This is a genomic window from Bacillus sp. HMF5848 (assembly GCF_003944835.1).
Lineage (GTDB): Bacteria > Bacillota > Bacilli > Bacillales > HMF5848 > HMF5848.
The window spans coordinates 1,860,454-1,878,454 of the sequence record NZ_RWIV01000001.1 but is presented as its reverse complement, the minus strand read 5'-3'; the positions used below and the strand labels follow the sequence as shown (position 1 = coordinate 1,878,454).

Sequence of the window (18,001 nt, the reverse complement as noted above, 5' to 3'; positions counted from 1 at the left end):
CACTACGGGTTCGTAACTCGAACACCTTGCACATAAATGTTTACAGAATCAACGGCAAGACCTAAAGTCTGATTTAATGTATATTTCACCTTTGTTTGTACATTATGTGCAACCTCTGATATTTTCGTTCCATAGCTAACAATGATATACATGTCGATATGGATCTCTTCTTCTTCTGTTTGTCTCACAATGACACCGCGACTAAAATTTTCTTTACGCAGAATATCTGTTAACCCATCACGAATTTGGTGTTTTGAAGCCATTCCCACAATTCCATAACAGTCAACAGCAGCGCCACCAGCTATAGTAGCGATAACATCATTGGAGATGTCAATATTTCCAAATTGATTTTTTAAATGGATGGACATTACTTTATCCCCCTTCATGTAAGTTGGAAGAACGTAAGACTAACGTTCATTTTACTATAACTGACTAAGTTTTAAAAGAACAAGTATATAGTTTAATTATAAAACAAGCACTATTTTTATTATACAACAAATTAAAAAATTGTATGTCAAGGTTTGTTACTTGATTTATTATTGCATTCTTCTCATGATTATGCTAAATTATATAAGTATCTCAATGATGATATCAATATCTCAATGATGAAAAAAGAAAATAGCACTATGCTTGCAATACAGTAAGGAGGGAAAATAATGGCACGTAAATGTGTAATTACTGGTAAAAAAACTCGCTCTGGTAACTCTCGTTCTCACGCAATGAACGCTAACAAACGTACTTGGGGCGCTAACCTTCAAAAAGTTCGTATTCTAGTAGATGGTAAACCAAAGCGTGTATATGTATCTGCTCGTGCACTTAGATCAGGTAAAGTAGAACGCGTGTAAGTAATAAAGATAAGCTAAAAAAGCGCTGCTCATCGACTAGTTTATGACTAGTAACAGTGATGAGAGGCGCTTTTTGGCATTTCAGACGTCAAGATATGTGATTACCACACTAAATTTGATTATCACATTAAAAAAAGAAAAAGCACCTGAGATAAACTCGGTGCTTTTTCTTATTTCTTTCTAGACGAACCTAACATTGCACGAATAATTCCCCCAAGGAATTTAGGAAGTTTGATTGTGTAGAACTTCATAGTTTCCCTCCTCAACTGCAGTTTCCGTTATCAGTGCTGTTCTTCTCAAACCGCATCGGTTCTCTTTAATAAGTATATTCATTGAATTAAAATGAGTGCCTAACACTAAAAAGAAGCAGGGCTTTATTATTTAATTTAAATCACAGCTTCTTATCATCATTAATATGCCAGACGCAAATGAAAAAGTACCGCAATCCTTATTTAGTTGATTACTAATACATAAAGTTGAACCAAAATGAATGGTTTTTTGCTGCAATAAATACTTAAAGCCCACTAACGTCAAGCTCTTTACCGTTTCAGAGAAGGGAATAAATGAAATATATTTAAATGATGTATCTGCAGTTATGTTATATTTTCCAGGTTTATAGAGAGAAAGCCGATTTTGCTTATCAATCATCTCAATATGAACACCTGCTTCAATACCTTTGAGTAATAGCATAGTGTTTCCAAATAAGTGATCAATTCTGCCACCTGTAGCCCCGTACACATAGATAGCATTAGGTTTTTGTTTCACACACCAACTAAGAGCAAGATCTAGATCAGTCTCATCCTTTTCCGATGGAAATACATTCATATGATCTAGTTTTTTATCAATGTATGCACGCTCTTCGTCGGTTATCGAATCGAAATCTCCAAACGCTTCGTTCGGTGTATAACCTGCTAATAATAGCCTTAACACACCTCGGTCTACACCAACTATTACATCGTTGCTATTTACGTTGAAATTTAAAGGTGGCATCATTTGATCTGGGCCGCCCGCTACTACATAAATATTCATTTCACATCACCTAAAATGATTGTACCATATATAATCTATTCATATAGATTTACAAGTTATCATCATAATCATATCTAAAACCATCTAATTGTGGTTTAGGAGCTTTAAATTTATTTAACACTGTTTCGTATGCGGTAATCTCCTGATAGTCGCTACTATTCAATGAAGCAAACAATAAGGCTTGTTCCACAATTGCTTTTTCATCTTTTGACAATTCCATGATTATAACAACTCCTAATTAAGATTTGCACTTAGTATGTCCTTTTATATCAAAATAAAAAAGCCTGAACCATCTGGATTTTAAACTAGACGACTATAGGATTTCGTATTATCACAAAAAAGCCCAAGTGGACGGGTGATATACTGAAAAACCTGTCCTCTTGAGCATATTATCACTTATTTGTTAGTATTACTCACATTATTGTGCTGCTTGACGTATTTGTGAAATAGCTTTGGAACGATCCGCTTTATTATAAATAGCTGATCCAGCTACGAGAACATCCGCTCCTGCATCTACACACAATTTGGCCGTTTCCTCATTAACGCCTCCGTCCACTTCTATTTCAACGTTAAGACCAAATTGATCAACAAGTTCACGGGTTTTCTTTATTTTCGGAAGCACAGACTCAATAAAGCTTTGCCCTCCAAAACCTGGATTTACAGTCATTAATAATACCATATCTATATCTTGAAGAACGTGTTCTATCATCGATACTGGTGTATGAGGATTAAGAACAACACCTGCTTTTATTCCGGCACTTTTTATTTTTTGAATGGTTCTGTGTAGATGCTTACACGCTTCTACATGAACGGTAATGATATCTGCGCCAGCTTGAACAAACTCGTCGATATAGGCATCTGGATTTTCTATCATTAAATGTACATCAAGCACAAGATTCGTAAGTGGACGAACAGCCTTAACAATAAGGGGTCCAATTGTGATATTAGGAACAAAGTGTCCATCCATAACATCAATATGAATGTAATCTGCTCCTCCCAATTCAACATCCTTGATTTCATCAGCTAATCTTGCAAAATCAGCTGATAAAATGGATGGCGCAATTTTTAACATAGCTTAATACCTCGGCTTTCTATCTCTAATTTCTTGTAAAAATTCTTTGTAATGTTCATAGCGAAATGCTGGTATTTCATTATTTTCTACAGCTTCTTTCACTGCGCATTTCGGTTCAGCAACATGTGTGCAACCTCTAAACTTACAATCAATACTTCTTTCTCTCATCTCTGGAAAGCAGTCTGAAAGTTCTTCCACTTCAATGTCTTGGAACTCTAAAGAACTAAAACCTGGCGTATCAGCTACCCAGCCTTCCTCGAGTTCAATTAATTCCACATGGCGCGTCGTATGTTTTCCTCGTCCTAATGATTTAGATATTTCATTCGTTTTTAGCTGTAAATCGGGCTTCAAAACATTGAGCAACGATGATTTTCCAACTCCCGACTGACCTGCTATAACAGATACTTTTTCATTTACATATTGTAATAATTTAGATGTTCCTTCATTAGTAATAGCAGACGTCACTAATACCGGATAACCAACTTGCTCATAAAAAGCAACATATTGCTCGATCTCCTCCAGTGATTGTTCATCTAGTAAATCTGCTTTACTAATTAAAATAACGGGCTCAATTTGCTTGTATTCTACAAGCACCAAGAACCTATTAAGTAAAAGTGGACTAAAGTCCGGTTGGGAAGCCGAAAAAACGAGTATAGCTTGGTCTACGTTAGCGATAGGCGGACGTACAAGTTCATTTTTCCTTGTTTCAATATCTAATATATAACCTTCAAGGTCATTTTCAGCTTGATATACTACATTGTCACCTACAAGTGGTGTTATTTTTTGCTTTCTAAATACACCCCGACCGCGACATTGAATAACCCTTCCTTCATCATAGACATAATAAAAGCCACTTAATGCCTTAATAATCTTGCCTTCTGGCAAAGCATTTCCTCCTTTAACCGTTTGTTGACTCATTTTCATACGGAATAATTTCTTCAGCTACGATTTCGTTATTAATTATTACTTGATATGACGCTTCCTCACCAAAATCTATTGCTAACTCTACAGTCTCTGTCTTAGGTTGATCAATCAATCGAACAATTGGTTGATCCGAATAATCCCTATTTGCGTCATCTATTTTTATGAGCACTTCTAATACTTCACCTTCAACCTCGGGATTATAAGGTATCTCAATAGTTTTGAACACAACCACTTGCGGTTTTGGTTCAGGTCCGGTTGAAACATAAATAATAACTTGATCACCTTTGTCGACCGCTTCACCTGCTTCAGGCTGTTGAGTTATTACATTCCCTTTAGGAACATCGTCACTGAATTGTTCGTCACGAATTACATTTAACCCTAAGGCTCCTAATGCTTCGTATGCAGCTTGTTCTGTATAACCAATCACGTTTGTTACTTTTATCTTTTCCGGTCCACTACTTACCGTGAAAGTAACAGTCGTTTCGCTTGGTACAACATTCTCGCCTTCTGGCGGAAATTGTTCAATGATTGTACCAATCGGATTATCGCTATGCTTTTCTTTTACTTTTATATTATTTTCTATAAAATTCAATCTAGATAGTAATACTTTTGCTTCATCAACAGTCTGATTTGTAAAATCTTGCATCGATACTGTTTTCTTTCCGGTACTTTTATACACAATAATTTCGGTTCCCTCTTTTACAACAGCGTTTGCCACAGGATCGGTTTTTATAACATATCCTTCTTCAATTTCTTCGTGTGTTTGTTGTTCAATGTTATATTTACTGAACCCATTAGATGCAAGCTCCGCTAAAGCTTCGTCAAACGGCACATTTGAAACATCAGGAACTGTAATATCATCTGGCATAAATAGTTTTGGTACAAACACAAATGCTAGAATAATTAATGCAACCAATACAAAAAACGCAGAAATAACGGAGACTATAATCTTGTTTTGTCTTCGATTGTCATTCGTTGTTTTAGGCTCTGTATTATTATGTACATCTTTGTGCTTTGAAAATGTTTTTGAATGATAGTCTTGAGCTTTAAGTAAATCACTATCTTTGATAACAGGTATTACTTTAGTGATCTCATGGTCCTCAGGAACCTCAAAACGCTCTTCATACAGTCTATCTGGATTTAAAGCTGTTTCAATGTCATGCTCTAATTCTTCCACAGAGTTGTAGCGATGAAACGGGTCCTTTGCAGTAGCTTTTAAGATAATATTTTCTACACTTTGAGGAACAGATGGGTTCCAACGTTTAGGTGACGGTGTATTAGTTTGTAAATGCTTCAAGGCGATGGACACCGCTGATTCTCCTTCAAATGGCACACGTCCTGTTACCAGTTCAAAAAAGACGATTCCTAATGAATATATATCAGACCGCTTTGTTGATAAACCACCTCTAGCTTGCTCTGGGGATAGATAATGTACTGATCCTAGTACTGAGTTAGTCTGTGTAATGGTCGTAGAGCTTAATGCTACAGCTATACCAAAATCTGTTACCTTTACTTCGCGATTCGCATTAATTAGTATGTTTTGCGGTTTAATGTCACGATGAATTATATTATTGTGATGCGCGTGTGCCATAGCAGATGTTAATTGAGCCATAATATGTAATGCTTCTTTTACTTGTATCGGTGCATGATCCTGAATATACTGCTTCAATGTTTTACCAGCAACATATTCCATAACAATATAATAAATATCATCCTCTTCTCCTACATCATAAATACTTACGATGTTAGGATGCGCAAGACTTGTTGCCGAGTGTGCTTCTCGATGAAAACGTTTAATGAAGTCTTCATCATGTGCAAAATCAAGTCGAAGAACTTTAATGGCAACATATCGCTCTAAAATAACATCTTTAGCCAAGTACACATTGGCCATGCCACCGCCACCAATGGCCTCAATAACTTTGTAACGGCCACTAAGACGTTTGCCTATTAGCATTGCGAACCACCTGACTCTCCACCGTAGTTGACAATTGCTAATGTAATATTGTCTTCGCCGCCACGTTCATTTGCAAGATCTATTAAATAATTGGCTTTTTCATTAATTGCTTGATTACTATTGCGAAGTACATCAGCTAATTCTTGATCATGTACTTTGTTACATAAACCATCTGTACATAATAGAAGTTGGTCATGCTCTTCCAGTATAATTGTTTTCATATCTATATTAACTTTCATTTGAGTACCTAATGCTCGTAAGATAACGTTTTTGCGCGGGTGATGCTCAGCATCCTCCCGACTAATTTGACCAGATCGCACTAACTCATTCACATACGAATGATCTTCTGTAAGCTGTGAAAAATCTAAGTCAGTTAATGCATAGCAACGACTATCGCCAATATGAGCAATAGTCGTAAAAGTATCTGTACAAATAGCTGCTACTAATGTTGTGCCCATTCCGCTACACTCTTCATTTTGCTCTGCCTGCTCATATACAGCTTCATTAGCCAATTGTATAGTTTCTTCTAACCAAGATTCAGCTTCATCTGCTGTCTGAATGGGTGATTGCTTTGACCACTTTTTCTGCAATAAAGATATAACGATAGAACTTGCAACGTCACCAGCTTTGTGACCACCCATACCATCTGCAACTATTGCTAACAGTTGCTTGTTATCATTTAAAAACACTCCACCATTATCTTCGTTAAGCTGACGGACCTTCCCCTTGTCCGTTTTATAAGCAAATTCCATCAACCCTTCACCTCGTCTCCTCTTTGCGCTCCTTCGCTCGAAGCTGCCCACATGCGGCATCGATATCATGTCCTTGCTCACGGCGAACAGTTACGTTAACATGATTTTTTTCCAACGTCTTAGCAAACAAATCAATCTGTTTCTTTGGTGTTCGAACATAATCTCTTTCTGGTACATAATTAACAGGAATAAGATTAATGTGACATTTAATACCTTTTACAAGCCTAGCTAGTTCTTCAGCATGCTCTACTTGATCATTTACACCGCCAAACAATCCATATTCAAAGCTAATTCGTCTACCTGTTTTTTCGATATAATACTTAACGGCTTCCATTAATTCAGGTAGTTTATAGGCACGGTTAATTGGCATTAAACGACTTCTGAGTTCTGAGTTTGGAGCATGCAAACTTATGGCGAAATTAATCTGTAGTTGTTCATCTGCAAATTGATAAATCTTAGGAATGATGCCGCTAGTTGACACAGTAATGTGTCGAGCACCGATGTGTAATGCTTTTTCAGTATTAACTATTTTAAGGAACGAAAGCATCTCATCATAGTTATCAAATGGTTCGCCTATCCCCATAATAACGATGTGGCTCACTCGTTCATCAAAATTATCTAATTCCTTTTGAACCTTAACAACTTGAGCAACAATTTCACCTGCTGATAAATTTCGTTTTAATCCACCTAATGTTGACGCGCAAAATGTACATCCAATACGACAACCAACCTGTGTCGTAACACAAACAGAATTACCATAGTTATGTCTCATTAATACTGTTTCAATTGTGTAGCCATCTTTTAGCTCAAAAAGAAATTTAATTGTTCCGTCAGAAGATGTTTGCTTCACAGCTGTTGTTAAAGTTGTGATTGAATATGCATTCGCAAGATGGTCGCGCAAACCCTTTGAAAGGTTTGTCATATCTTCAAACGAGTCAACGCGCTTTTTGTATAGCCACTCAAATATTTGTGTCGCGCGGAACTTTTTTTCATCAATTTGCAATAGCCAGTCTTCTAGCTCCTCAAATTGTAAAGAATAAATTGAAGGTAAATCTGTTTTCGTTTCTTTAGCTGCTTCTCTCGTTGATATCTCTTCCATTACATTACACCTGCTTTCTTAGACTTGCAATAAAAAATCCGTCCGTTCCAAAGTAATGAGGTAAAATTTGAACTTGACCTTTGTTTATATAATTAGAAATGTTGTTAGGCATTCTCTCAGGTAGAGACTCATCTAACTCGAAATTTGCATGTTCTTTTAGAAAATCAGAAACAACTGCTTCATTTTCAGTTAATTCAATAGTACAAGTGCTATATACAAGGCGACCTCCCTTTTTAAGTAGAGGAGCAACGGCCCTTAATATATCAAGTTGCACTTGTGCCAAACGTTCAATATCTTGCTTGTTTTTCGCATATTTAATATCTGGTTTTCTCCGGATAACACCAAAGCCAGAACATGGTGCATCTACTAAAATCTTATCAAAGCTTTCTTCAGCAAACATTTGCTGAACTTTTCGACTATCCATTGACTCGGTTGTTACATTACGTAACTTCAATCGATTAACCTGTTCCTCAATAAGTTTCACCTTATGATCATGAAGGTCAAGCGAAGTCACAGAACCAGTTTGACCAAGTAATTCTGCTAAATGCGTTGTTTTTCCTCCAGGAGCTGCACAGCTATCTAATATGCTGTCGTTTTGATCAGGTGCTACTGCTAAAGCTGCTAACATGGAGCTCTCATCTTGTATAGTTAATAATCCGTCTTTAAATGGAGTAGAATTTGCAAGATTTCCCTTTAAAGATTTGACTGAGTTAGGGATTAAATCTCCTTCTTCAACTTGATAGCCCTCATTTGTCAGCATTTCGATACATTGATTCACATTGGTTCGTGTAATATTCACTCGTGCTGTCTGCTTAGGCGGTTGCAAAGTAATACGACACATATCCTCCGTTGTTTGTAAGCTATATTGATTTAACCATTCTGCTATAATCCAAGTTGGAAAGCTATATTGAATAGATAGACGTTGAATGGGATCCTTAATTTCTTCAATCGCTGGCACGCCTTGTCTTTGAATGTTTCGTAGTACTCCGTTTACAAATGAAGAAATCCCTTTATGCCCTCTTCTTTTAGAAATCTCCACCGCTTCAAATAGAATTGCATGTGGTGGTACACGATCAAGAAACTTCAACTGATAAACAGATAGCTTTAATAATTGAAACACCCAATCAGCGACCTTTTTCGGATTCTTAATAAACGGTTGCAAGTAATACTCAAGAGTAAGTTTTCTTTGTGTACAACCATATACTAGCTCTGTCAATAAGCCGATATCTTCTGATGATAGTTTGTGTTTTTTTATTAATGAGTTTAAAAGTAGATTACTGTATGCTTGATTCTTTTCTATTGTCATTAGTGCATCAAGTGCAACTTCTCTAACATTTGAATTACTCATTTTCTACACCTAACTTCATTCCTACATGTAATGTTGCTTTTGCTCCATTTACAAATTGTTCACCTGTCATTCTTTTCTTGCCTGAAGGCTGAAGGTCCGTTATTTTAATAGCTGTATCATTACCCGTTGCTACAACGATTCCGTCAGCATCAATACGTACAATTTCTCCTGGTGCTCCAGATGTGTTAGGAACTTTTTCTCCCCACCAAATCTTTAAAACTTGTTCATCCATTGTTGTAAAAGCAACTGGCCAAGGATGTAGACCACGTATATGGTTGTATATATTCTCTCCATTATTTGACCATTTGATTTGCTCTTGCTCTCGTTTTATATTATAAGCAAATGTAGCATTCTCATCGACTTGTTTTAAAGGTGTTATTGTCCCTCGTAAAATATTAGGCATCGTCTCGATAAGAAGCCTTGCTCCTACTTCACTCAATTTATCGTGCATCGTGCCAACATGGTCCGTCTCAGTTATTTCCACTTCTGCTTGTGAAATAATATCACCGGCATCTAATTTTTCAGCCATATACATAATTGTGATTCCCGTACTCTTCTTCCCACGCATAATGGCGTAATGAATTGGTGCGCCTCCACGAAGTTCCGGCAATAAAGAGGCATGTACATTAATACAGCCAAATCTAGGTGCTTCTAATAACTCTTTTGGTAAAATTTGACCGAAGGCTGCCGTGACAACAATATCCGGCTTTAGCATTAACACTTTATCTAAATCTTCCTTTACGCGAATCTTTTCGGGTTGTAGTACAGGTATGTTATGCTTTAGTGCCTCCACCTTTACTGGTGAAGGTGTTAGTACTCGTTTACGACCTTTAGGGCGGTCAGGTTGTGTGACAACTCCAACTATGTCATACCCTTCATTTATAAGTGCCTGTAAAACTGGCACAGAAAAGTCTGGTGTTCCCATAAAAACCACTCTTGTCATGTATATGTACACTCCTTAATAACTATATGTATGAAAGGTTCAGCACATCTTCATGCTGAACCTACTAATTAAATCATAAAATCATAATAACATAAAGGGATTTACATCAACTGCAATAGTCAACTCATTGCTACTTGTTGCTTGATAATGATCTATAATCCGCTTTAAACTTGTATACAAGTTAGGTTGTTTCTTGTATTTTATCATGCATTGATAACGATATCTATTATTTATCCTAGGTACCATACAAGCTACAGGTCCTAGAACAATGGCTTCATCAGTTAGCTGACTTCGCATGAAAGTTGTAATCTTTTCAGTTACATCTACAGCTTTCATTAACTCAGGGCTCGTGACAATTATTAATGCAACATAATAAAAAGGAGGATATTGATGAAGTTTGCGAATCTGCATTTCCTGCTGATAGAACTCATCATAATTATGTTCTGAGGCTAATTGGATACTATAATGCTCTGGAGTGTATGATTGTATGACCACTTCTCCTGGGAGTTTATCACGACCTGCCCTACCGCTTACTTGCGTCAATAACTGAAATGTTTTCTCTGAGGATCTAAAGTCAGGAATATGTAGTGTAGTATCAGCTGATAAAACACCTACAAGAGTGACATTCGGAAAATCTAGCCCCTTTGCAATCATCTGAGTACCAAGTAAAACATCGGCTTTTCCGTTTGCAAATTGTGATAACAGCTTTTCATGAGCACCTTTGCGAGATGTTGTATCTACATCCATACGAATGACTCGCGCTTCAGGTAAGACCTTACCTAGTTCTTCTTCTACCTTTTGTGTGCCTGTCCCAAAATAACGAATGTGATTTGAACCACACTGCGGGCAAATAGCTGGTTCATTCTCAGAGTACCCACAATAATGGCATTTTAACGCTTTATCACGTTTATGATAAGTTAAGGAAATGTCACAATATGGACAATTGATTACTAGTCCACAGTCTCGACACATTATAAAAGAAGAATACCCACGTTTATTCAGCAATAACACTGTTTGTTGCTGCTTTTCAAGACGGTCCTTTAATTTCTCATACAATAAAGTGGAAAACATTGAGCGATTTCCACTCCGTAACTCATCTCTCATATCAACAACATTAACAGCAGGCATCGCTTGTTCATGAACACGCTTTGTTAAAGATAAAAGAGTATAAACTCCTTTTTGTGCTCGTGCAAACGATTCAAGCATCGGTGTCGCACTTCCTAAAATAACAGGACATTGATGTACTGACGCTCTATGTATAGCCACATCACGGGCATGATAACGGGGGTGATCCTCTTGTTTATAGCTCGTTTCATGCTCTTCATCAATAATAATAACCCCAATGTTTTCAAAAGGCGCAAAAATTGCAGACCTTGCACCTACCACTACCTTAACTTCTTTTCGCTGTATTTTTCGCCACTCATCATACTTTTCGCCAACAGAAAGACCACTATGTAAAACAGCAACTTGAGAACCAAAACGTCCTTTAAAACGTTTCACCATCTGTGGAGTTAACGAAATTTCTGGAACTAAGACGATGGCTTCCTTTCCGTTTCTTAGCGCTGAGTCAATAGTTTGTAAGTATACCTCTGTTTTTCCACTTCCAGTTACACCATAAAGTAAGAAAACATTATGCTGATTTTTGTTCACATCAAGAAGTATTGTATCTAAAACTTTTCTTTGCTCATTTGTTAATGCTAAAGGTACCGTTTTCTCAAATTGTTGATTCTCAAACGGATTACGATAATGCTCTACTTGTTTTTCTATTAATAAGCCCTTTTTAACCAATGTTTTAATTGCACTAGGTGATATTTTTAAATTTGCTTCAATATCCTTAACTGCAATCGGTTCTTTACTACTTTGGAGAAACTCTAAAATTAATTTATGGCTTTGTCTACTATCCGGTAACTTATCTATATATACAGCTATCTCTTCCAGTGAGGCTAATATTTCAACACAGCGAATGTATTTAGGTCGTGCTTTATCCTTTACTGTATATATGACCTCGAGAAATCCTTTTTGGATATCGTCACGTATTTGTTTAACTACATCGCTATCTTCAACATCTCCCCAATCGATGAGTGCTGAACTTTTAAATAGTGGCTGTACACTAGGGTGTAAATGATCTAAATGCTGTTCATTTATTAATGAGATTTGTTTTTCATACTTTGCTCGAAGTGCAGCTGGGAGCATTGCTTGAAAGGTAGATATTGCAAAGCTAAGGGTCGTATCTGTTAACCAAAATCCTAGCGATAATAGTTCTTTTGTTAAGACCGGCGTAACATCTAGTAGCGACGTTATACTTTTTAATTTTTTAAAATCTGATTTATCAGTAATCTCTACTACAAAGCCTTGTACTTGTCGAGGACCAAACGGGACATTAACTCGAATCCCTGGCTGAACAAGGCCCTCCCACTTTTCAGGAATTTTATAGTCAAAAGGTCTATCTGTTTGTTGAGCAGGCACATCAACAATAACACGAGCTATCGCCATGTTATTCACTCCCTATAACGTTTGCAATCATTTGTAACAGTTCTTTTGCCACTTCATGCTTTGACATTAAAGGTAACGTTTTATTATCTCCATTATTAGTAAGAATAGTGACAATATTTGTGTCTCCTCCAAAACCAGCACCCGCTAGTGAAACATCATTCGCAACAATCATATCGAGATTTTTTCTAACGAGTTTGTCATGTGCATATTCTAAAACATTATTCGTTTCAGCTGCGAAGCCAACTAAAAACTGTTTAGTTTTGCGTTCACCTAATGATTGCAATATATCTTTAGTACGTTCTAGCTCTATAGTCAAATCTCCTTGTTTCTTTTTCAACTTACCTTCATATACATGCTTCGGTCTATAATCCGCAACCGCTGCAGTTTTAATCACAATATCTACTTCTTCAAATAGATTATGAACATGATTGTACATTTGCTCTGCTGTTTCAACTTGAATGTAATTTATATTGGCAGGACGTTTTAAGATTGTTGGACCACTCACCAGTGTGACGTCAGCACCAAGAGAAGCTGCTACCTCAGCTAACGCATAGCCCATCTTACCTGTTGAGTGATTTGTGAAAAATCTCACGGCATCAATACGTTCTCTTGTTGGACCAGCAGTAATTAGAATACGCTGTCCTTTTAATAATTGATCCGACTCATAATAACTTTGTAGTAATGTAACAATATTCTCTGGTTCTTCTAATCGTCCTTTTCCAGTGTAGCCGCAAGCTAGGTAACCCTCACTAGGTTCAATAAATCGATATCCAATATTTCTAAGCTTGTCCATATTTTCTTGAACAATTTTATTTTCATACATATGTACATTCATAGCAGGAGCTATCCATATCGATGCTTGTGTAGCTAGTAATGTAGTCGTAATCATATTATCGGCTATACCATGAGCCAGTTTTCCAATTACATTTGCTGTTGCAGGTGCAATTAATACGATATCCGCCCAATCAGCAGCATCAATATGTGCAATGACTTCCGGTCGTGACTCGATAAACGTATCTACATATACTTCTTGTCTAGACATTGCTTGGAATGTTAAAGGCGTAACAAATTTACTAGCTGATTCACTTAACATCACTCTAACTATTGCACCCGCTTGCGTAAGCTTACTCGTTAAAGCGGCAGCCTTATAAACAGCAATACCACCTGTCACACATAAAAGAATTTTCTTATTTGCTAACATACAGTTCTCCCCCGTTACGATAAGCTGTTTGTATATAGTTGTTAAAGTTGCAGCATACAAAAACCTATTGTGATAAATCATAGAGAATGGCATAATCATCCCCTGACTCGCAAAACTATCACAATCTTTACTTAAAAGTCAGGTGTAACATTTATTGCATTTTGTATGCTGTATCTATCTTTAAAAAAATAACAACCTACAATATAGGTTGTTATTTCGCATTGTTAGCTATGGTCTGTATCACCATGTTTATGGCGTGATTCAAATAATAAACGTCCCGAATTGATCTCTTCTAGTGCTTTTCCTACATATTTGTGTGATATATATTTATGTAGTTGATAGTTGTCTTCTTGCTGCATAACGCGAGCACGTTTTGCGGCGACTGATACAAGTGTATATTTTGAGTCTAACTTCTCTAATAATGAATCAATAGATGGATTTAACATTTGTTACCCTCCAGCATTTTTTTATATCTTTCTGCAATTCTAGATTGCTTTAAGTGCTCTGCTTCAATTATAGACCGAATACGAGCACATGCATACTCAACAACATCATTTTCAACAACATAATCGTAAGCATCCATCATTTCTAATTCTTCTCTAGCTGTTTGCAGACGATTATTAATAAGTTCGTTACTTTCTGTGCCCCTAGTTGTTAGGCGGTTTTCAAGCTCTGAAAGACTAGGAGGTGCTAGAAAAATAAAAACCCCTTCTGGAAAGTTTTTTCTAACTTGAAGCGCACCTTGCACTTCGATTTCTAATAGAACATCCTTTCCATTTTGTAGAGATTGTTCAACATAATCAACGGGAGTCCCATAATAGTTCCCAACAAATTGAGCATATTCTAGAAGCTTATCGTTTGCAATCATTCCTTCAAATTGCTCACGTGTTTTAAAAAAATAATCAATGCCGTCTACTTCACCTTCTCGTGGCGGCCTCGTTGTCACCGATATAGAATAATGAAGATTCACGTCTTGTTGTTCAAATAGCGCCTTACGGACGGTACCCTTACCAACACCAGACGGACCTGAAAGGACAATTAACAATCCTCTTTCAGTCATTTTACTACCTACCCTTCTTCTGATAAATCATCCTTTGTAGTTAAACGTTGTGCAACAGTTTCTGGTTGTACAGCAGACAGTATAATATGGTCACTGTCCATAACAATGACAGCACGCGTACGTCGTCCATACGTAGCATCAATCAATTGTCCTCGCTCCCTAGCGTCCTGAATCAAGCGTTTTATCGGTGCCGACTCTGGACTTACTATCGAAATAATTCGATTCGCAGAAACAATATTACCGAACCCCATATTTATCAACTTAATTTGGCTCATCTCGGTTATCCTCCCACTGTAAAACTATTGTTACTCTATTTTTTTGTACTTAATCATTCAACATTTTGTACTTGTTCTTTTATTTTTTCAAGTGCACTTTTCATTTCGACGACGTAAGTAGCAATCTTTGAGTCATTTGCTTTTGAACCAATCGTATTCGTCTCGCGATTCAATTCCTGTACTAAAAAATCTAGTTTGCGACCTATCGGTTCGTCGATCGCTAATGTATTACGAAATTGTTCTAAATGACTATGTATCCGGGTTATTTCTTCATTAATATCAACCTTATCAGCCATAAGTGCTACTTCAGTTAATATACGACCTTCATCAACAAGCTGTGCCAATTGTTCACTGACTCTTTTCGTTATTCTTTCACGATAATAGTTAATTACATTCGGTGCATATTCAGCCACTTTCGAAACTAAATCATGAATATAGTGTATATGCTTTAGTAAATCAGCCTTTAACGCTTGACCTTCTGTTTTGCGCATCTCAATAACTTGCTGACATGATTTGTCAACAGCTTGAGTTAGTATCGTCTCAAATTGTTCATCTACATCTTCTCTTTCAACAACTTCAGCTACATGTTCTAGCGTCAAAAGATCCAATGTTGATAAATTTGTGTGGACTGCATGCGTGTTAGATATTTTATCACATGCATCCATATATTGCTGCAACAAATCCCAATCAACCTGTAAAGCCTTCTTCACAAGCCCTTGTCCTTCGACAGTTATGTAGATTTCAACACGCCCACGTTTAATGTACTGCTGTATGATTTTTTTTACTTTTTCCTCAAAAATAAGGAATTGTCTTGGCATACGAACATGAATCTCACAAAACCTATGATTGACTGTTTTTATCTCAACCGTGACAGCAATTTGACCGATATGCATATGAGCACGCCCGTATCCCGTCATACTTATTGCCATCAAATCACACCTAACATATTAGTTTTATAATGTATGTCTACTATCCTTTTGGATTATATCATAAAAAAATATCTTTTTCTTGACAAAAGTGGAACGAAAGTTAAATTTTCTATTTCAATACGTTGTCATGACTCTGCTACAATTCACAGTATCTTTGTCTAGACAAGATTGTTCTTCAATTGTATTATTGCATTCATGCTATATAATGATTATATAATTAAACAAACATAACATTATTGCTTTAACCATGAAAGGGTGACATTTTTATGTCCTTTGACGGCATGTTTACATATGCATTAACAACTGAATTAACCGAATTGCTCCTAAACGGGAGAATTTCACGGATTTATCAACCTTATAAAAATGAATTGATTTTTCAAATACGAGCTAATGGTAAAAATCACAAGCTACTTTTATCAGCACACCCGAGCTATTCTCGTGTTCATTTAACAACACATACTTATGAAAATCCAGCAGAGCCTCCGATGTTTTGTATGCTTCTGAGAAAACATTTAGAGGGTGGTATTATTGAATCTATTTATCAACCTGAAAGAGAACGAATAGTTATATTTGATATTCGCAGCCGAAATGAACTCGGTGATTTGACTCAAAAAAAATTAATAGCAGAAATAATGGGACGTCATAGTAACATCATCTTAATAGATACAGAAAGCGGAAAAATCCTTGATAGTATAAAGCACATATCCACATCTGTGAATAGACATCGAACACTATTACCAGGACACTTATATATTGCACCGCCTGACCAAAACAAAACGGACCCCTTTTTAATAGATGCAGATGATGTTTTGAAAAAATTAGACTTTAATGCAGGTAAATTAGACAAGCAGCTTGTGAACGCATTTAGTGGTGTTTCGCCACTGCTTGCAAGCGAAGCCATCCATCGTGCTCGCATCGCTAACAGACAAACTCTACCAAAAGCGTTCATGGAGTTAATATCAGAAATCCGAGATCATAGGTTCGAACCTACAATTACAGAGTCTGACAATAAACAATCCTTTTATTTTATTAACCTTAAACACCTTAAAGGTGAAAAAAAATCCTTTTCTTCATGTAGTGAATTATTAGACCGATTTTACTTTGGAAAAGCTGAACGAGACCGTGTTAAACAGCTTGCAAGTGATTTAGAAAAATACTTAATTAACGAGATAAAGAAAAATGAAAAGAAACTCGATAAATTAGCAAAAACACTTAAGGATGCTGACAAGGCTGATTCATATCAATTATACGGTGAATTATTAACAGCAAATTTATACCGAATGAAGCGTGGAGATAAAGAGGTTGAGGTAGACAATTATTATGATGAAACGGAAGGAACTATTATAATTTCGCTAAATCCACAAAAAACTCCTTCCGAAAACGCTCAAAGTTATTTTATTAAATACCAAAAAGCGAAAAAATCTGTCTCAATTGTTACTGAGCAAATAGACAACACGAATGATGAAATAGCTTATTTAGAGACGTTACTACAGCAATTGCAGTCTGCTTCACCAAAGGACATAGAAGAAATTCGTGAAGAATTAGCAGATGAAGGCTATATTAAAGCGAAAAAAGGCAGACAAACTAATAAGCAGCAAGCGAAAAAACATCCTGTGCTTGAGGAGTATACAGCCAGTGATGAAACAACCATCTTAGTCGGTAAAAATAACAAACAAAATGAGTACTTAACGAACCGCTTAGCAGCCAAAACTGATTTATGGTTTCATACGAAGGACATTCCAGGTTCGCATGTTGTCATTCGCTCATCGAACCCCACTGAACAAACGATTAAAGAGGCAGCTATCCTTGCAGCTTATTTTAGTAAGGCCAAGCAATCTAGTTCAGTTCCGGTTGATTATACTATGATTAAACATGTAAAAAAACCAAGTGGAGCAAAGCCTGGATATGTTATTTATGACAACCAACAAACAATTTATGTTACACCAAATGAAGATATTGTTGTTGCTTTAAAAAAGCAATAACGAAAACCGATTTTGAGTATAAAGTAGTTATCTCAAAGAGCTGTCACTATCACATTGTATAGGACAGCTTTTTTTCTTAAATGTGTAGCTATATA

Annotated in this window: 19 protein-coding genes; 2 read left to right on the top strand and 17 right to left on the bottom strand. The window is 36.5% G+C overall.

The genetic code is table 11. The annotated features are described in order from the left end of the window. Window positions 1–2: 2 nt before the first annotated feature. Window positions 3–368 carry an Asp23/Gls24 family envelope stress response protein gene (locus EJF36_RS08930; RefSeq protein WP_125905987.1) on the bottom strand — a complete coding sequence of 122 codons (366 nt, stop codon included), beginning with the start codon at window positions 366–368 and terminating at the stop codon, window positions 3–5. A gap of 288 nt (window positions 369–656) precedes the next feature. On the opposite strand from EJF36_RS08930, the gene rpmB reads away from it, so the two are divergent. Then, the gene (gene rpmB, locus EJF36_RS08925; RefSeq protein WP_125905986.1) at window positions 657–845 is read left to right on the top strand and encodes a 50S ribosomal protein L28; all 189 of its coding nucleotides are present in this window, start codon (window positions 657–659) and stop codon (window positions 843–845) included. A 170-nt stretch (window positions 846–1,015) separates the two neighbouring features. Here rpmB and spoVM read toward each other — a convergent pair whose 3' ends face one another. The 16 genes from spoVM to EJF36_RS08850 form a co-directional block, all read right to left on the bottom strand. Further along, window positions 1,016–1,096: a stage V sporulation protein SpoVM gene (spoVM, locus tag EJF36_RS08920; RefSeq protein WP_125908319.1), complete on the bottom strand. Its 81-nt coding sequence runs from the start codon at window positions 1,094–1,096 to the stop codon at window positions 1,016–1,018. A gap of 130 nt (window positions 1,097–1,226) precedes the next feature. Then, a complete protein-coding gene (locus EJF36_RS08915; RefSeq protein WP_125905985.1) occupies window positions 1,227–1,874 on the bottom strand; it encodes a thiamine diphosphokinase in 648 nt (215 codons plus the stop codon). Window positions 1,875–1,923: 49 nt separating this feature from the next. Then, window positions 1,924–2,094, bottom strand: coding sequence for a hypothetical protein (locus EJF36_RS21480; protein ID WP_185806866.1), 171 nt, complete (start codon window positions 2,092–2,094; stop codon window positions 1,924–1,926). A gap of 198 nt (window positions 2,095–2,292) precedes the next feature. After that, window positions 2,293–2,946, bottom strand: coding sequence for a ribulose-phosphate 3-epimerase (rpe, locus tag EJF36_RS08910; RefSeq protein ID WP_125905984.1), 654 nt, complete (start codon window positions 2,944–2,946; stop codon window positions 2,293–2,295). 3 nt (window positions 2,947–2,949) lie between these two features. Next, window positions 2,950–3,831 (bottom strand): ribosome small subunit-dependent GTPase A, encoded by an 882-nt coding sequence (gene rsgA / locus EJF36_RS08905; RefSeq protein ID WP_125905983.1) that lies wholly within the window; start codon window positions 3,829–3,831, stop codon window positions 2,950–2,952. A 13-nt stretch (window positions 3,832–3,844) separates the two neighbouring features. After that, window positions 3,845–5,824, bottom strand: coding sequence for a Stk1 family PASTA domain-containing Ser/Thr kinase (gene pknB / locus EJF36_RS08900; protein WP_125905982.1), 1,980 nt, complete (start codon window positions 5,822–5,824; stop codon window positions 3,845–3,847). Continuing rightward, entirely contained in the window at window positions 5,818–6,576 is a 759-nt protein-coding gene (locus EJF36_RS08895) for a Stp1/IreP family PP2C-type Ser/Thr phosphatase (RefSeq protein WP_125905981.1), read from the bottom strand. Before EJF36_RS08895 ends, pknB begins: the two co-directional genes overlap by 7 nt. Window positions 6,577–6,583: 7 nt before the next feature. Next, on the bottom strand, window positions 6,584–7,675 hold the full coding sequence (gene rlmN, locus EJF36_RS08890; protein ID WP_125905980.1) for a 23S rRNA (adenine(2503)-C(2))-methyltransferase RlmN: 1,092 nt from the start codon (window positions 7,673–7,675) through the stop codon (window positions 6,584–6,586). 4 nt (window positions 7,676–7,679) lie between these two features. Next, window positions 7,680–9,023, bottom strand: a complete 1,344-nt coding sequence (gene rsmB, locus EJF36_RS08885; RefSeq protein WP_125905979.1) for a 16S rRNA (cytosine(967)-C(5))-methyltransferase RsmB — start codon at window positions 9,021–9,023, stop codon at window positions 7,680–7,682. Further along, entirely contained in the window at window positions 9,016–9,966 is a 951-nt protein-coding gene (gene fmt, locus EJF36_RS08880; protein ID WP_125905978.1) for a methionyl-tRNA formyltransferase, read from the bottom strand. Before fmt ends, rsmB begins: the two co-directional genes overlap by 8 nt. An 81-nt stretch (window positions 9,967–10,047) precedes the next feature. Beyond that, complete coding sequence (priA, locus tag EJF36_RS08875) at window positions 10,048–12,459, bottom strand: primosomal protein N' (protein ID WP_125905977.1); 2,412 nt, start codon at window positions 12,457–12,459, stop codon at window positions 10,048–10,050. A gap of 1 nt (window position 12,460) precedes the next feature. Then, window positions 12,461–13,660, bottom strand: a complete 1,200-nt coding sequence (gene coaBC / locus EJF36_RS08870; RefSeq protein ID WP_125908318.1) for a bifunctional phosphopantothenoylcysteine decarboxylase/phosphopantothenate--cysteine ligase CoaBC — start codon at window positions 13,658–13,660, stop codon at window positions 12,461–12,463. A 224-nt stretch (window positions 13,661–13,884) separates the two neighbouring features. Further along, the gene (gene rpoZ / locus EJF36_RS08865) at window positions 13,885–14,106 is read right to left on the bottom strand and encodes a DNA-directed RNA polymerase subunit omega (RefSeq protein WP_125905976.1); all 222 of its coding nucleotides are present in this window, start codon (window positions 14,104–14,106) and stop codon (window positions 13,885–13,887) included. Next, the gene (gene gmk / locus EJF36_RS08860; protein WP_125905975.1) at window positions 14,100–14,720 is read right to left on the bottom strand and encodes a guanylate kinase; all 621 of its coding nucleotides are present in this window, start codon (window positions 14,718–14,720) and stop codon (window positions 14,100–14,102) included. The genes rpoZ and gmk overlap by 7 nt, the downstream gene beginning before the upstream one ends. An 8-nt stretch (window positions 14,721–14,728) precedes the next feature. Continuing rightward, window positions 14,729–14,995 carry an extracellular matrix/biofilm regulator RemA gene (gene remA / locus EJF36_RS08855; protein WP_125905974.1) on the bottom strand — a complete coding sequence of 89 codons (267 nt, stop codon included), beginning with the start codon at window positions 14,993–14,995 and terminating at the stop codon, window positions 14,729–14,731. Between the two features lie 53 nt (window positions 14,996–15,048). Further along, window positions 15,049–15,924 carry a YicC/YloC family endoribonuclease gene (locus tag EJF36_RS08850; protein ID WP_125905973.1) on the bottom strand — a complete coding sequence of 292 codons (876 nt, stop codon included), beginning with the start codon at window positions 15,922–15,924 and terminating at the stop codon, window positions 15,049–15,051. Window positions 15,925–16,190: 266 nt separating this feature from the next. Here EJF36_RS08850 and EJF36_RS08845 point away from each other — a divergent pair, with 266 nt between their 5' ends. Further along, on the top strand, window positions 16,191–17,906 hold the full coding sequence (locus EJF36_RS08845; protein WP_125905972.1) for an Rqc2 family fibronectin-binding protein: 1,716 nt from the start codon (window positions 16,191–16,193) through the stop codon (window positions 17,904–17,906). Window positions 17,907–18,001: the final 95 nt, after the last annotated feature.

Excerpts from the sequence above, each read along its gene's own strand:
- EJF36_RS08930 (WP_125905987.1), bottom strand. The coding sequence starts at position 368 with ATGTCCATCCATTTAAAAAATCAATTTGGAAATATTGACATCTCCAAT.
- rpmB (WP_125905986.1), top strand. The coding sequence starts at position 657 with ATGGCACGTAAATGTGTAATTACTGGTAAAAAAACTCGCTCTGGTAAC.
- spoVM (WP_125908319.1), bottom strand. The coding sequence starts at position 1,096 with ATGAAGTTCTACACAATCAAACTTCCTAAATTCCTTGGGGGAATTATT.
- EJF36_RS08915 (WP_125905985.1), bottom strand. The coding sequence starts at position 1,874 with ATGAATATTTATGTAGTAGCGGGCGGCCCAGATCAAATGATGCCACCT.
- EJF36_RS21480 (WP_185806866.1), bottom strand. The coding sequence starts at position 2,094 with ATGGAATTGTCAAAAGATGAAAAAGCAATTGTGGAACAAGCCTTATTG.
- rpe (WP_125905984.1), bottom strand. The coding sequence starts at position 2,946 with ATGTTAAAAATTGCGCCATCCATTTTATCAGCTGATTTTGCAAGATTA.
- pknB (WP_125905982.1), bottom strand. The coding sequence starts at position 5,824 with ATGCTAATAGGCAAACGTCTTAGTGGCCGTTACAAAGTTATTGAGGCC.
- EJF36_RS08895 (WP_125905981.1), bottom strand. The coding sequence starts at position 6,576 with ATGGAATTTGCTTATAAAACGGACAAGGGGAAGGTCCGTCAGCTTAAC.
- rlmN (WP_125905980.1), bottom strand. The coding sequence starts at position 7,675 with ATGGAAGAGATATCAACGAGAGAAGCAGCTAAAGAAACGAAAACAGAT.
- rsmB (WP_125905979.1), bottom strand. The coding sequence starts at position 9,023 with ATGAGTAATTCAAATGTTAGAGAAGTTGCACTTGATGCACTAATGACA.
- fmt (WP_125905978.1), bottom strand. The coding sequence starts at position 9,966 with ATGACAAGAGTGGTTTTTATGGGAACACCAGACTTTTCTGTGCCAGTT.
- priA (WP_125905977.1), bottom strand. The coding sequence starts at position 12,459 with ATGGCGATAGCTCGTGTTATTGTTGATGTGCCTGCTCAACAAACAGAT.
- coaBC (WP_125908318.1), bottom strand. The coding sequence starts at position 13,660 with ATGTTAGCAAATAAGAAAATTCTTTTATGTGTGACAGGTGGTATTGCT.
- rpoZ (WP_125905976.1), bottom strand. The coding sequence starts at position 14,106 with ATGTTAAATCCATCTATTGATTCATTATTAGAGAAGTTAGACTCAAAA.
- gmk (WP_125905975.1), bottom strand. The coding sequence starts at position 14,720 with ATGACTGAAAGAGGATTGTTAATTGTCCTTTCAGGTCCGTCTGGTGTT.
- remA (WP_125905974.1), bottom strand. The coding sequence starts at position 14,995 with ATGAGCCAAATTAAGTTGATAAATATGGGGTTCGGTAATATTGTTTCT.
- EJF36_RS08850 (WP_125905973.1), bottom strand. The coding sequence starts at position 15,924 with ATGGCAATAAGTATGACGGGATACGGGCGTGCTCATATGCATATCGGT.
- EJF36_RS08845 (WP_125905972.1), top strand. The coding sequence starts at position 16,191 with ATGTCCTTTGACGGCATGTTTACATATGCATTAACAACTGAATTAACC.